Consider the following 12,934-nt stretch of genomic DNA (forward strand, 5'->3'; position numbering starts at 1 on the left):
AAATTAATTGTGGTAGCATGGTCATGAAATAATAACTAAAGCTCTAAAGGCGGCGCTTTGCCTCTTTATGAGTCAATACTGAAGGAATGTGAAATCAAATGACTGATCTCGCCAATGAAATTCTGCCAGTCAATATTGAAGATGAATTAAAAAACTCCTACCTTGATTACGCAATGAGCGTAATTGTAGGACGTGCATTGCCAGACGTACGTGATGGTCTAAAACCTGTTCACCGTCGTGTTTTATTCGCAATGAACGAACTCAATAATGATTGGAATAAGCCTTACAAAAAATCAGCACGTGTTGTTGGTGATGTAATCGGTAAGTACCACCCACATGGCGACAGCGCGGTATATGACACCATCGTACGTATGGCGCAGCCTTTCTCATTACGCTATATGCTTGTTGATGGCCAAGGTAACTTTGGTTCAGTTGACGGTGACTCTGCGGCAGCAATGCGTTATACGGAAGTCCGTATGGCAAAAATGTCACATGAGCTATTAGCCGACCTCGAAAAAGAAACGGTTGATTACGTACCTAACTATGATGGTACGGAGCAAATTCCTGACGTATTACCGACGAAAGTACCTAACTTATTAGTGAATGGTTCATCGGGTATTGCGGTTGGTATGGCGACGAACATTCCGCCACATAACTTAACTGAAGTTATTAATGGGTGTTTGGCACTTATCCAAAACCCAGATATGACAATTGCTGATCTGATTGAATATATCCCAGGTCCAGATTTCCCTACAGCCGCGATCATTAATGGTAAGAAAGGCATAGAGCAAGCTTACCTAACGGGTCGTGGTAAAGTGTACATCCGCGCACGCGCAGAAATTGAAGTAGACGAAAAAACGGGTCGTGAAACGATCATCGTCCACGAAATTCCGTACCAAGTTAACAAAGCACGCTTGATTGAAAAAATCGCTGAACTTGTTAAAGACAAAAAAATTGAAGGCATTAGCGCACTCCGTGATGAATCAGATAAAGACGGTATGCGTATCGTTATCGAGATTAAACGTGGTGATGTAGGCGAAGTTATTCTGAATAACCTTTATGCACAAACACAGTTACAAACCGTGTTTGGTATGAATATGGTTGCACTTGATAACAACCAGCCTAAGTGTTTCAACTTAAAAGAAATGCTTGAAGCATTTATCATTCACCGCCGCGAAGTAGTCACCCGTCGTACGGTATTTGATTTACGTAAAGCCCGTGACCGTGCCCATACGCTTGAAGGCTTAGCGATTGCCCTTGCGAATATCGACCCAATCATTGAGTTAATTCGTAAATCACCTACGCCTGCTGAAGCAAAAGCAGCTTTAACAGCAAGGTCTTGGGAGCTAGGCACTGTTAAAGCCATGCTTGAAAAAGCCGGTGAAGAAAATGTAGCGCGTCCTGATTGGCTAGCACCAGAGCTAGGTATTCGTGATGGTGAGTACTATTTATCTGAGCAACAAGCACAAGCGATCCTTGACCTACGTTTACACAAACTAACGGGTCTTGAGCATGAGAAGATCTTAGACGAGTACCAAACACTACTCGATCTTATTGCTGAACTACTTTACATCCTTTCAACCCCAGATCGCCTTATGGAAGTTATCCGCGACGAACTAGTTGAAATTAAAGAACAATATGGCGACGAACGCCGTACAGAAATCAGTGCAGCAGCTCACGATATCAGCCTTGAAGACTTAATTAATGAAGAAGACGTTGTCGTAACGCTTTCTCATGAAGGGTATGTGAAGTATCAGCCATTATCAGACTACGAAGCACAACGTCGTGGTGGTAAAGGTAAATCAGCAACGAAGATGAAAGATGAAGATTTCATTGAACGTCTCCTTGTTGCAAATACACACGATACGATTCTGTGTTTCTCGACTGCTGGTCGTTTATACTGGCTGAAAGTATACCAATTACCACTTGCCAGCCGTGCAGCGCGTGGTAAGCCAATTGTGAACTTACTGCCGCTTGAAGCTGACGAACGTATCACTGCAATTCTACCTGTACGTGAGTACGAAGAAGATAAATACATCTTCATGGCTACAGCATTTGGTACAGTTAAGAAAACACCATTAACAGCTTATAGCCGTCAACGCGCAAGCGGTATCATTGCGGTCAACCTAAATGAAGGCGATAGCCTAATTGGTGTTGATATCACTGATGGTACAAACGAAATCATGCTATTCACAGACGCAGGCAAGGTAGTACGCTTTAAAGAAGCGGAAGAGTCGACCGTCGTTGATGAAAATGGCAATCCGGTACTTGATGAAGAGGGTAACCCTGAAATCCGCTTCAAAGGTGTACGCCCAATGGGTCGTACTGCAACCGGTGTGCGTGGTATTAAGATGGCAGACGACCAACGCGTTGTGTCGTTAATTGTGCCTAAGACAGACGGTGCAATCCTCACCGTGACTGAAAATGGTTATGGTAAGCGTACAGCACTTGCCGATTACCCATCGAAGAGCCGTGCAACACAAGGTGTTGTATCAATCAAAGTAAGCGAGCGTAATGGCGCAGTGGTTGGTGCAGTACAAGTTGATGAAAACGACGAAATCATGATTATCTCTAATCGCGGTACGCTTGTTCGTACTCGTGTTAATGAGGTTTCTACGGTTGGTCGTAATACGCAGGGCGTTATTTTGATACGAACTATTGACGAAGAGCAAGTAGTTGGTTTACAACGTATCGAAGAAATCGAAGTTGATGAGCTTGAAGCCATCGAAGGCGAGGGCGTTGAAGTAGTCGATACACATACTGAAGAAACGGTTGATAACCCACCTTCAGAGTAACATTGATTTAAAAAGCGGCTTCGGCCGCTTTTTTTATCCGCACTATAATTACTGGAATGAGGCAAAGTAATGACTAAATATAATTTTTGTGCAGGACCGGCAATGTTACCGCCGGCAGTAATGCAAAAAGCACAAAAAGAATTTATAGATTGGCAAGGTTTAGGCGTATCTGTGATGGAAATCAGCCATCGTAGTAGCGAATTTTTAGAGCTTACAGCAAAATGTGAAGCAAGCTTACGCCGTCTAATGAATATCAGTGACGAATTTGAAGTTTTATTCATGCACGGCGGTGGCCGAGGCCAATTTAGTGCTGTACCACTAAATTTGCATTTAGCAGATAAGCCAGCGGTGTATTGTGAAAACGGTGTGTGGTCAAAAGGCGCGACACAAGAAGCCGAAAAGTTCACCGCAGTGACAAGTATTAATGTTCGTAATGACGAGCAGCAAAATGGCCAGTTTTCAATTAAACCAGCGACAAGCTGGGAATTACCAGCTGATGCGTCATACATTCACTATTGCCCAAATGAAACGGTTGATGGTATTGAGATTTTTGACGTGCCTTCACACCCATCTGCGCCAATAGTCGCCGATATGTCATCAACAATTTTGTCACGCGAAATTGACGTAAACCAGTTCGATGTCATTTATGCAGGCGCACAAAAGAACATCGGCCCATCGGGTTTAGCAATTGTTATTATTCGTAAAACGTTGCTTGAGCGCGAAGGTCTCGAAAAACCAGGTATTCTTGATTACGCATTAGAAGCAAAGCAAGGCAGCATGTACAACACGCCACCGACATTTGCATGGTACTTAGCAGCAGAAGTGTTTGAATGGTTAGAAGCAAACGGTGGCGTAAAAGCCATGGAAGAGCAAAATATTGCCAAAGCAGAATTGCTGTATAACTTTATCGACAATTCAGATTTTTATAATAATAAAGTTGCTAAGCATTGCCGATCGCGTATGAACGTACCATTTTGGTTAAACGATGAATCGCTTAATGACCAGTTTATTAAAGAATCGAAAGAAGCGGGTTTACTGGCGCTCGAAGGCCACCGCATTGTAGGTGGTATGCGCGCAAGTATTTATAACGCAATGCCACTTGCTGGTGTACAAGCCTTGGTTGATTTTATGGATAAATTCGCCAAGGAGAATAGCTAATATGGAACAGCTTCGTCTTGAACCTATCTCAAAGGTAAATGGCAGTGTCACGCTGCCGGGCTCAAAGAGTTTATCAAATCGTATTTTACTTTTGGCGGCGCTTGCACAGGGCACCACGGTCGTTGAAAATTTACTAGACAGTGATGATATTCGTCATATGTTAGGCGCACTTAAGCTATTGGGTGTGAATGTTACCTTAAATGACGATAAAACCGTTGCGACCGTTGAAGGGGTAGCAGGTAAATTCTTAACACCTAGCGAGCCGTTATTTCTCGGCAATGCTGGCACAGCTTATCGGCCTTTAACAGCGGTTCTTGCCGCTGTAGAGGGCGAGTATGAGCTTGTCGGTGAGCCACGTATGGAAGAGCGTCCTATTGGGCATTTAGTAGATGCTCTGCATGCGCTGGGTGGTGATGTTGAATATTTAAAACATAAAGACTATCCACCACTGGCCATTAAAGGCGGTAAAATTAATGGCGGCCAAGTTGAAATTGACGGCAGTATATCTAGTCAGTTTTTAACGGCCTTATTAATGGCAGCGCCATTATTTAATGGTGATACAGAAATCCGTATTAAAGGTACGTTAGTATCAAAACCTTATATTGATATTACCTTAGATGTTATGCAGCGTTTTGGTGTGTTAGTTAAACACGACAACTACGAAGTATTTTATGTAAAAGGGTGCCAACAATACCAAGCACTAGAGCGCATTATGGTCGAAGGTGATGCATCGAGCGCATCATACTTTGTTGCAGCTGCCGCAATAGCGGGTGGTGAAATAGAAATTAATGGTGTTGGTGCTGCGTCTGTTCAAGGTGACATTGGCTTTGCTAAAGTGATGGAACAAGTGGGCGCTAAGATTGATTGGTACGATGAAAAGCTGGTTGTGCGTAAAGGTGAACTTAACGCGGTTGATATCGACGCAAACGCTATTCCTGATGCGGCCATGACACTGGCCACTGTTGCGTTATTCGCAAAAGGTACAACTGCAATCCGCAATATCTATAACTGGCGTGTAAAAGAAACAGACCGCTTGTACGCCATGGCGACAGAACTTCGTAAAGTGGGCGCTGAGGTAGTCGAAGGTGAAGATTTCATCGAAATTACACCGCCAAAAACATTTAATGATGTAGCGATAGATACATACAATGATCACCGTATTGCCATGTGCTTTGCGATGGTGGCCGTTGGCGGTAAGCCAATAACCATTAATGATCCTAAGTGTACATATAAAACTTTTCCAACGTTTTTCAAGGTACTAGAGTCTGTCTCAAGTCAATAAAACAGAAGAAAATATAAAAAGTTACATTCAAAGTGCGGATCTATTACGAGAACTGACGTATAATGTTGCGGTTTTATTTTGGTGTGCATTGCAGGAGGTTATAAATGCAGGCGTTATTAATGCCCGTAATCACCATTGATGGCCCAAGTGGTTCAGGTAAAGGAACTGTTTGTCGCTTGTTAGCCGAGAAATTAGGTTGGGATGTATTAGACAGCGGGGCGATTTATCGTGTGCTGTCACTTGCTGCACTTCATCATCAAATTGAATTAGACAATGAAGATGCATTAGTGCCGCTGGCTGCAAACTTAGATGTACAGTTTTTGGTAGATAGCCAAACACACACGTCTAAAATTGTACTAGAAGGCGAAGACGTCACAACAACAATTCGCAACGAAGAAGTTGGTGCTGCAGCCTCAAAAGTCGCTGCTTTACCACGCGTAAGAGAAGCATTATTGCGTCGTCAACGCGCGTTTCGTACTGAAAGCGGATTAATTGCAGATGGTCGCGATATGGGCACGGTTGTGTTCCCAGACGCGCCATTAAAAATATATTTAACAGCGACTGCTGAGGAGCGTGCGCGTCGTCGCTTTGCTGAGTTGAACGATCGTGGACTAGATGTTACACTAAGTGGTCTACTTGAGGACATAAAAGCACGCGATCACCGTGATATGACACGTGAAGTTGCGCCGCTTGTGCCTGCAAAAGATGCCATTGAAATCGATACTAGCGAGTTCAATGCAATGCAAGTGTTTGATAAAGTTATTACTTTAGTCGACGAAGCCGTACTTGCGGGTAAGCTCCCTAAAGCTAAAAAGTAAATTTTTTAATGTGCCGGCAGGATGCCAGCGCTATTTTAACAACCCCATGCAGCATGGTTGCTAATTGGTTATTTAATTATTTAGAGACGTATAATGTCAGAAAATTTTGCGCAGTTATTTGAAGAAAGCCTAAAGGGTTTTGAAGCAGAGCAAGGCTCTATCGTTAAAGGTACAGTTATCTCAATCGAGAACAACATCGTACTTGTTGATGCTGGTCTTAAATCTGAGAGTGCAATCCCTGCTGAGCAATTCAAAAATGCTGCTGGTGAACTAGAAGTTGCTGTTGGCGACGAAGTAGATGTTGCGTTAGATGCAATCGAAGACGGTTTCGGTGAAACTATCCTTTCTCGTGAGAAAGCGAAGCGTCACGAAGCGTGGATCCGCTTAGAAAAAGCATGTGAAGAGCAAGAAACTGTTACTGGTGTTATCAACGGTAAAGTTAAAGGCGGTTTCACTGTTGAAGTTGATTCAATCCGTGCTTTCCTACCTGGTTCACTTGTTGATGTTCGTCCAGTACGTGACACAACTCACCTTGAAGGTAAAGAGCTTGAGTTCAAAGTAATCAAGCTTGACCAAAAACGTAACAACGTTGTTGTTTCTCGCCGTGCAGTTATCGAATCAGAAAACTCACAAGAGCGTGAAGAACTTCTTGCTAACCTTGTTGAAGGTCAAGAAGTTAAAGGTATCGTTAAGAACCTTACTGACTACGGTGCGTTCGTTGATCTTGGTGGTGTTGACGGTCTACTACACATCACAGACATGGCGTGGAAGCGTGTTAAGCACCCTTCAGAAATCGTTAATGTTGGCGACGAAATCGCAGTTAAAGTTCTTAAATTCGACAAAGATAAAACTCGTGTATCTCTAGGTCTTAAACAACTTGGCGAAGATCCATGGGCAGCTATCGCTGGTCGTTACCCAGAAGGTTCTAAGCTTTCTGGTCGTGTTACTAACCTTACAGATTACGGCTGTTTCGTTGAAATCGAAGAAGGCGTTGAAGGTCTAGTACACGTTTCTGAAATGGATTGGACTAACAAGAACATCCACCCTTCAAAAGTTGTTTCACTAGGTGACACTGTTGAAGTTATGGTTCTTGAAATCGACGAAGAGCGTCGTCGTATTTCTCTTGGTCTTAAGCAATGTATTGCTAACCCATGGCAAGAATTTGCTCGTCTACAAAACAAAGGCGACCAAGTTACTGGTAAGATCAAATCAATCACTGACTTCGGTATCTTCATCGGTCTTGAAGGCGGTATTGACGGTCTTGTTCACCTTTCAGACATTTCTTGGAACACACCAGGCGAAGAAGCTGTACGTGAATTCAAGAAAGGCGACGAAATCACTGCTATCGTATTGCAAGTTGACCCAGAGCGTGAGCGTATCTCTCTAGGCGTTAAGCAAATCGAAGCTGACCCTTTCAATAACTACCTGGACGCAAACAAAAAAGGTGCTATTGTTAAAGGTAAAGTGACTGAAGTTGATGCGAAAGGCGCAACTGTTGAGCTAATCGAAGGCGTTGAAGGTTACATCCGTGTAGCTGATATCGCTCAAGAGCGCGTTGAAGATGCTACTACTGTAGTTTCTGCAGGCGACGAAATCGAAGCGAAATACGTTGGTGTTGATCGTAAGAACCGCACTTTAAGCTTATCTGTTAAAGCTCTTTTCGAAGCAGAAGAGAAAGAAGTACTAGAGAAGCTTAAGAAAGAAGAGCCAGCGTTTGAAAACGCAATGGCTGCAGCATTCAAAAATGCTCAAAAAGACTAATCTATAGTCTTTAATTGGAAGGGCAGTTTTGCCCTTCCTTTATCTCTTTTTAAGGAAACGTTATGACTAAGTCAGAATTGATAGAACAACTAGCTGAACAACACGCACACATTCCAGTGAAAGATGTTGAAAATGCCGTTAAAGAAATTCTTGAACAAATGGCCGGTTCATTATCTAGCTCAGATCGTATCGAGATCCGTGGCTTTGGAAGTTTCTCATTGCATTATCGTTCTCCGCGCACAGGTCGTAATCCAAAGACTGGCGAAACAGTTGAGCTAGACGGTAAGCACGTACCACATTTTAAACCAGGTAAAGAATTACGTGACCGCGTAAATGCGAGTATTGCCTAGTTTTATACAGGAGTAGTTACTTGTTTAGGGTATTAAAAATTGTATTAATAGCGCTGTGCTTATTTATTGCATTTGTACTTGGTTCACAAAATCCACAACTTGTGCAAATCAATTATTTAATTGCCAGTAATACGTTGCCCTTAGCTGTTGTAATAAGTATCTGCTTTATTTTAGGTGTCGCCATTGGTTGTTTTATAAGCTTTACACTGTTTTCGCAGTTAAAGTGGCAAAATTATCGCTTAAAGAAAAAGTTAGCGCCTGAAAAAAACAATAAAAAGCTTGTTGCTAATAAAGACACCTAATCATGATTGAGCTTCTGTTTTTACTTTTACCCGTTGCAGCCGGTTACGGCTGGATAATGGGTAAAAACAGTGCTAAAAACCAAGCTCATCAGCTTAATCGCCAAATCACCTCTGAATATTCTAAAGGCTTAAAGTTTCTCTTAGACAGAGAAGAAGACCAAGGCTTAGAACACTTAATTAATCTTCTTGAAGTTGCAGCAGACTCCGTTGAACACTATTCAACATTGGCGACCATGTTTCGCCGTCGTGGCGAGTTAGACCGTGCAATTAAAATTCATGAGCTGTTATTAAAACACCCCAGTTTAGATGAACAACAAGCAGCCACCAGCCGTTTAGAGCTTGCCGAAGATTATATTATGGCAGGGCTGTTAGATGGTGCGGAAGAGCATTTAGTCTGGCTTGTGAAAGCCGGATACAAAGAAGCCTTAGAGCCTATTATTAACCTATATTCGCAAACGCGAGAGTGGGATAAAGGCATTAACATGTACGAGGCGCACAGTGAGCTATTTACAAAACCACAGCATGTTAAAGCCATTGCTAATTTTTATTGTGAAGCCGCTTTACAAGACAACGATACACAAATTATGCGCAAGGCGATTAGCTTAAACCACAAAGCTATTCGCCCTTTGTATGAGCTCGGCCACAGCGCTTTTACCAAAGAAGATTATGTGAAAGCAATTTACTATTGGCGAGAGCTAATTAGCCAGTTTACCTTTTTTGCCCCTGTGTTTATTGAAGAGCTGGCAATGAGTTATGACAAACTTAACTTAACGCATCAATTTCATGATTTACTGAATGAACTGCTCGAAAAAGGGGGAGTATTAATAAAAATAAAGCATTGCCAAGCACTCCTTGAACAAGGGCATATTGAGCAAGCCATTAAATTTTTAACCGACAGTTTAAAGCGCCATCCCACGATCCGTGGCTTTAGCTTTTTATTACAACTGCTCGCGAAACAAAATAACGATATTAAAGATGTACTAGATCAAATTGATAAATTGGTTACCTCTTATATCGCAACCAAACCTGATTTTCAGTGTCAGCATTGTGGCTTTACCAGTCATACCATTTATTGGGTGTGTCCATCTTGTAAACACTGGGAAACAATTGTTCCAAGCCGTGGCATAGACGGTTTTTAATTCATATTAGTCCATTAGTTTTTTAGGAAAGTTATGTCTGTCGAAGATTCAAAAAAAGTATTAATTGCCCTTGATTATGACGATCAACAAACAGCGCTTACGTTTGTAAAGCAATTATCGCCTGAAACGTGTCGTCTTAAAGTAGGCAAAGAAATGTTCACGTATTTTGGCCCTAGCTTTGTAAAAGAACTAATAGATCTTGGGTTTGATGTTTTCTTAGACCTGAAATTTCATGATATTCCAAACACCGTTGCAAAAGCTGTTACAGCAGCTGCAAAAATGGGTGTATGGATGGTTAACGTGCATGCTTCTGGCGGCGTTGAAATGATGACCAAAGCAAAGCAAGCATTAGAGCAGTTTGGTGATGACGCACCATTATTGATTGCAGTAACAGTATTAACCAGCATGGATGCCGCCGAACTTACTCGCTTAGGTGTAGATAAAACACCTGAAGAGCAGGTTATCTACCTAGCAAAACTAGCTAAAGAATCAGGCCTTGATGGGGTAGTGTGTTCAGCGCAAGAAGCGAAAAAGTTAAAAGCAGAGCTAGGCGCAGACTTTAAACTGGTTACCCCAGGTATTCGCCCTGCAGGTAGCGATGCTGGTGACCAAAAACGCATTATGACACCAAAGCAAGCTGTTGAAGATGGAAGCGATTATTTAGTCGTTGGCCGCCCAATCACCCAATCTGCAGACCCAGTGGCAACACTAAAAGAAATTAATGACTCGCTAAAATAACCTGCGTTATTTAATCTGAATGAATAAAGAGCAAAGTTTTTACTTTGCTCTTTTTGTTTAAGGGACGCAAATGATCAAACTTGGTGATACTTTTTAGTCCGTAACGTAATGTGTCATAAGTTGTTGCTCAAATACTTTTCACTTACATATTTATGGACAAAATACGTTAGAGTGTTGGCTTAAATTTCCAGCGTGCAATTCACTTGTTGATGTGGCTTATCTAACACAATGATTAAATGTACTCATGTCGGCTAAATAGTTTTTTAAATCAGATAAATAAATACCGCGTATAACGCGAACAGAGTATTCTGAAACAATAGAAAACTCTTTAATAATTTTTAAGTTTTCTGGAGTGAATGATTCTATTGCATACAAAATACCCGCATGTGACCCATTGTATTTTATCTCTTTATTTAGCTTGGATATTTCACAAGGAAGCCAGTTTGGGGTGTCATTGACACTTAGCATAGGGAGTGTTGGTTCATCGTTAATATCATAAGCAATTTTCTTTGGACTATATCTAGGAATTATAAGGTCTTTTCCATTGCTTTGTAGTAAAAAAAGGTAGGGTAGGAAACCAGAATAAGTTTCCAATCCAAAATGACTGGTTGTGTAAGCAGTAACAATTTTTGATTGTATGTGTCCGTAAATAACTTCTTCTACTTCTATAGTCAGTTTGAGAGGAGGTGGATCTAATGAAATACATAATAGATCCTTTGCGCATTCAATCTCGGGTTCTGGTAAATATTCTTCTGTTTCGATATAGCCCCAAACGATTATGTAATCAGGTTTTAAATTGACAAAGTCGGGGTAGTCAACTTCACTAGCGCGAGAATAGGCGCTTAAAGTAAAAAGAGATAATAGTAGAATTAACTTCATGATGACCTGATCTTAAATACTGTTTAATGGACTGTAGAAGTGCAGTTTAGGCAGTCATGTAGGTGTAGACCGAACGAAGCTTAAAACTTATTAGCTGCCAACCTTGTTCACTAGTAAGGTGAGCGTTTGCGAACCAATTTTTATTGTTGCTTCCTTGCCGTTGGCAACAGTTAATGAAGGGGTGATAGTGCGATCGCCAACAGTAACTGCCGTAATTACATCCACAGTTTCATCTTTGTTTGGCTTAAGTGTTAGAAAATAGCTAAAGTCAGTTCCCAATTTAATTGACGCTTCTTTATTAGCTTCAACTAACATGGTTGGGGAGGCTAACAGTGTGCCATCGGAGTAAACAGATGTAGACACTTGATAAGTATAATCCGCAAAACATGGCACTGATGCCAGTAAAGTAGCAATTAGTAAACTTGCCTTCAATTTCATTTTAGCTTCCTTGTGTGTATACGGGTGAACACTGCTAATAACTTACTGTAAGAACTTGTAATGTGCACTCTCTTGTAAGGTAGAAGAACTGCATGTATAGACTCATTTATGAGTACCTAAAAGTTATAGTAAAGTAAATACAGCTTCAACACAATAAAGTGCAGATGTATTGATTCAGTGTATTTATGAGCGTCGTACGGCTATAGAAATAACCGATTAATAAATGGTATACACGTTGCGACTATGCAGAATTAACAAGTAGTGTACGTCTACTTTAAACTACACATGAACAACAAAAATGAACAAACACCTCGGCAGAAACAACAAACAAAGAGTAGAAAATTTTCTACTCTTTTATGTTATTCGTAGTCTGAAGCGTAAGTATCTTCGTAAGAGTGAGAGTAAAACTCAAATAGGTTGCCAAATGGGTCTTCTAGGTAAACCATTTGCGCTTGCTTTAGTTCATCTTCAGGATGATAACGGTGGATATCCATGCGAACTCTGCCACCATACTCTTCAACACGTTTAATTGCTGTTTCAAACTGCTCCTTTGGCAACTGTAAACAGAAATGGAAGATACCAAGGCGCGAGAAATCAACGTTGTGGCTCTCTTCGCGGTCAACCATTTCAAACAGCTCAACACCGATACCATCAGTAGTTACTAAGTGAGCAATATTAAAACTTTTGAAGCCTTCACCGAATACCGCAATACACATGCGACCGATTGCTGATTTTCGCTCTTCTATAACTCTGGTGTTATTCATTACAATTCTAAGGCCTAGCGCTTTAGTGTAGAACTCAACCGCTTTGTCCATATCGCCAACCATAATACCAACATGATTCATTTTCATAATTTTCTCCTAGGTGTTGCTGAAATATAAAACCTAATTAATGAGTAAATTATATGAACGCTTATTGATAAAATTAAATTATCGATTATTATTAAAATGATAATTTAAAGTTATGAAAGGGTGGTATGCTAAATCCTGTTTGGTTAGAAACGTTTATAACGCTTGTTGATGTTGGGCACTTTACACAAACTGCCGAAAAACTTTATATGACTCAACCGGGAGTTAGCCAGCACATCAACAAACTCGAAGAGGCGTGTGAATGTAAGTTAATTAAAAGAGAGAAGAAGTCATTTTCAATTACTGAGCAAGGTCGGTTGGTTTACAACCATATAGTGGCATAGTTAATTTGGCCACCCATTAAGAAAGAAATGTTATGCTAATAAGCATACAAATTTGGGTGAAAAAATGACGAAATTAAAACGC

General features: G+C 41.1%; 12 protein-coding genes and 1 pseudogene. 10 read left to right on the top strand and 3 right to left on the bottom strand.

All coding sequences use genetic code 11. The features are described 5' to 3' along the window. Positions 1-98: 98 nt before the first annotated feature. The 9 genes from gyrA to pyrF all read left to right on the top strand — a co-directional run bounded on the left by gyrA (position 99) and on the right by pyrF (position 10,343). Positions 99-2,795 (top strand): DNA topoisomerase (ATP-hydrolyzing) subunit A, encoded by a 2,697-nt coding sequence (gene gyrA, locus ACSSVW_RS12880; RefSeq protein WP_036968590.1) that lies wholly within the window; start codon positions 99-101, stop codon positions 2,793-2,795. Between the two features lie 69 nt (positions 2,796-2,864). Continuing rightward, a complete protein-coding gene (gene serC / locus ACSSVW_RS12885) occupies positions 2,865-3,953 on the top strand; it encodes a 3-phosphoserine/phosphohydroxythreonine transaminase (protein WP_454179449.1) in 1,089 nt (362 codons plus the stop codon). Between the two features lies 1 nt (position 3,954). Further along, positions 3,955-5,235 carry a 3-phosphoshikimate 1-carboxyvinyltransferase gene (aroA, locus tag ACSSVW_RS12890; RefSeq protein WP_074988248.1) on the top strand — a complete coding sequence of 427 codons (1,281 nt, stop codon included), beginning with the start codon at positions 3,955-3,957 and terminating at the stop codon, positions 5,233-5,235. A 104-nt stretch (positions 5,236-5,339) separates the two neighbouring features. Continuing rightward, positions 5,340-6,053 carry a (d)CMP kinase gene (gene cmk / locus ACSSVW_RS12895; protein WP_036968581.1) on the top strand — a complete coding sequence of 238 codons (714 nt, stop codon included), beginning with the start codon at positions 5,340-5,342 and terminating at the stop codon, positions 6,051-6,053. Between the two features lie 93 nt (positions 6,054-6,146). Continuing rightward, positions 6,147-7,814, top strand: a complete 1,668-nt coding sequence (rpsA, locus tag ACSSVW_RS12900) for a 30S ribosomal protein S1 (protein ID WP_036968578.1) — start codon at positions 6,147-6,149, stop codon at positions 7,812-7,814. Positions 7,815-7,876: 62 nt separating this feature from the next. Continuing rightward, positions 7,877-8,164, top strand: a complete 288-nt coding sequence (ihfB, locus tag ACSSVW_RS12905) for an integration host factor subunit beta (protein ID WP_036968575.1) — start codon at positions 7,877-7,879, stop codon at positions 8,162-8,164. A gap of 20 nt (positions 8,165-8,184) precedes the next feature. Next, the gene (locus ACSSVW_RS12910; protein ID WP_054551349.1) at positions 8,185-8,466 is read left to right on the top strand and encodes a lipopolysaccharide assembly protein LapA domain-containing protein; all 282 of its coding nucleotides are present in this window, start codon (positions 8,185-8,187) and stop codon (positions 8,464-8,466) included. A gap of 2 nt (positions 8,467-8,468) precedes the next feature. Next, complete coding sequence (lapB, locus tag ACSSVW_RS12915) at positions 8,469-9,605, top strand: lipopolysaccharide assembly protein LapB (RefSeq protein WP_075593606.1); 1,137 nt, start codon at positions 8,469-8,471, stop codon at positions 9,603-9,605. A gap of 33 nt (positions 9,606-9,638) precedes the next feature. After that, the gene (pyrF, locus tag ACSSVW_RS12920) at positions 9,639-10,343 is read left to right on the top strand and encodes an orotidine-5'-phosphate decarboxylase (RefSeq protein WP_036968566.1); all 705 of its coding nucleotides are present in this window, start codon (positions 9,639-9,641) and stop codon (positions 10,341-10,343) included. A gap of 216 nt (positions 10,344-10,559) precedes the next feature. Here the strand turns inward: pyrF and ACSSVW_RS12925 are convergent, their stop codons facing one another. The 3 genes from ACSSVW_RS12925 to ACSSVW_RS12935 form a co-directional block, all read right to left on the bottom strand. After that, complete coding sequence (locus ACSSVW_RS12925; RefSeq protein ID WP_454179450.1) at positions 10,560-11,222, bottom strand: hypothetical protein; 663 nt, start codon at positions 11,220-11,222, stop codon at positions 10,560-10,562. Positions 11,223-11,312: 90 nt separating this feature from the next. After that, the gene (locus ACSSVW_RS12930) at positions 11,313-11,660 is read right to left on the bottom strand and encodes a hypothetical protein (protein WP_454179451.1); all 348 of its coding nucleotides are present in this window, start codon (positions 11,658-11,660) and stop codon (positions 11,313-11,315) included. A gap of 359 nt (positions 11,661-12,019) precedes the next feature. Further along, positions 12,020-12,511, bottom strand: a complete 492-nt coding sequence (locus ACSSVW_RS12935) for a VOC family protein (protein ID WP_454179452.1) — start codon at positions 12,509-12,511, stop codon at positions 12,020-12,022. Positions 12,512-12,636: 125 nt separating this feature from the next. Between ACSSVW_RS12935 and ACSSVW_RS12940 the strand changes: the two are divergent. Beyond that, positions 12,637-12,846: pseudogene (locus ACSSVW_RS12940) on the top strand (LysR family transcriptional regulator); the annotation flags it as partial. Between the last annotated feature and the right edge of the window lie 88 nt (positions 12,847-12,934).

Source organism: Pseudoalteromonas sp. MBR-15, assembly GCF_053628915.1.

Coding starts and splice junctions, on each gene's coding strand:
- gyrA (WP_036968590.1), top strand. CDS start 99: ATGACTGATCTCGCCAATGAAATTCTGCCAGTCAATATTGAAGATGAA.
- serC (WP_454179449.1), top strand. CDS start 2,865: ATGACTAAATATAATTTTTGTGCAGGACCGGCAATGTTACCGCCGGCA.
- aroA (WP_074988248.1), top strand. CDS start 3,955: ATGGAACAGCTTCGTCTTGAACCTATCTCAAAGGTAAATGGCAGTGTC.
- cmk (WP_036968581.1), top strand. CDS start 5,340: ATGCAGGCGTTATTAATGCCCGTAATCACCATTGATGGCCCAAGTGGT.
- rpsA (WP_036968578.1), top strand. CDS start 6,147: ATGTCAGAAAATTTTGCGCAGTTATTTGAAGAAAGCCTAAAGGGTTTT.
- ihfB (WP_036968575.1), top strand. CDS start 7,877: ATGACTAAGTCAGAATTGATAGAACAACTAGCTGAACAACACGCACAC.
- lapB (WP_075593606.1), top strand. CDS start 8,469: ATGATTGAGCTTCTGTTTTTACTTTTACCCGTTGCAGCCGGTTACGGC.
- pyrF (WP_036968566.1), top strand. CDS start 9,639: ATGTCTGTCGAAGATTCAAAAAAAGTATTAATTGCCCTTGATTATGAC.
- ACSSVW_RS12925 (WP_454179450.1), bottom strand. CDS start 11,222: ATGAAGTTAATTCTACTATTATCTCTTTTTACTTTAAGCGCCTATTCT.
- ACSSVW_RS12930 (WP_454179451.1), bottom strand. CDS start 11,660: ATGAAATTGAAGGCAAGTTTACTAATTGCTACTTTACTGGCATCAGTG.
- ACSSVW_RS12935 (WP_454179452.1), bottom strand. CDS start 12,511: ATGAAAATGAATCATGTTGGTATTATGGTTGGCGATATGGACAAAGCG.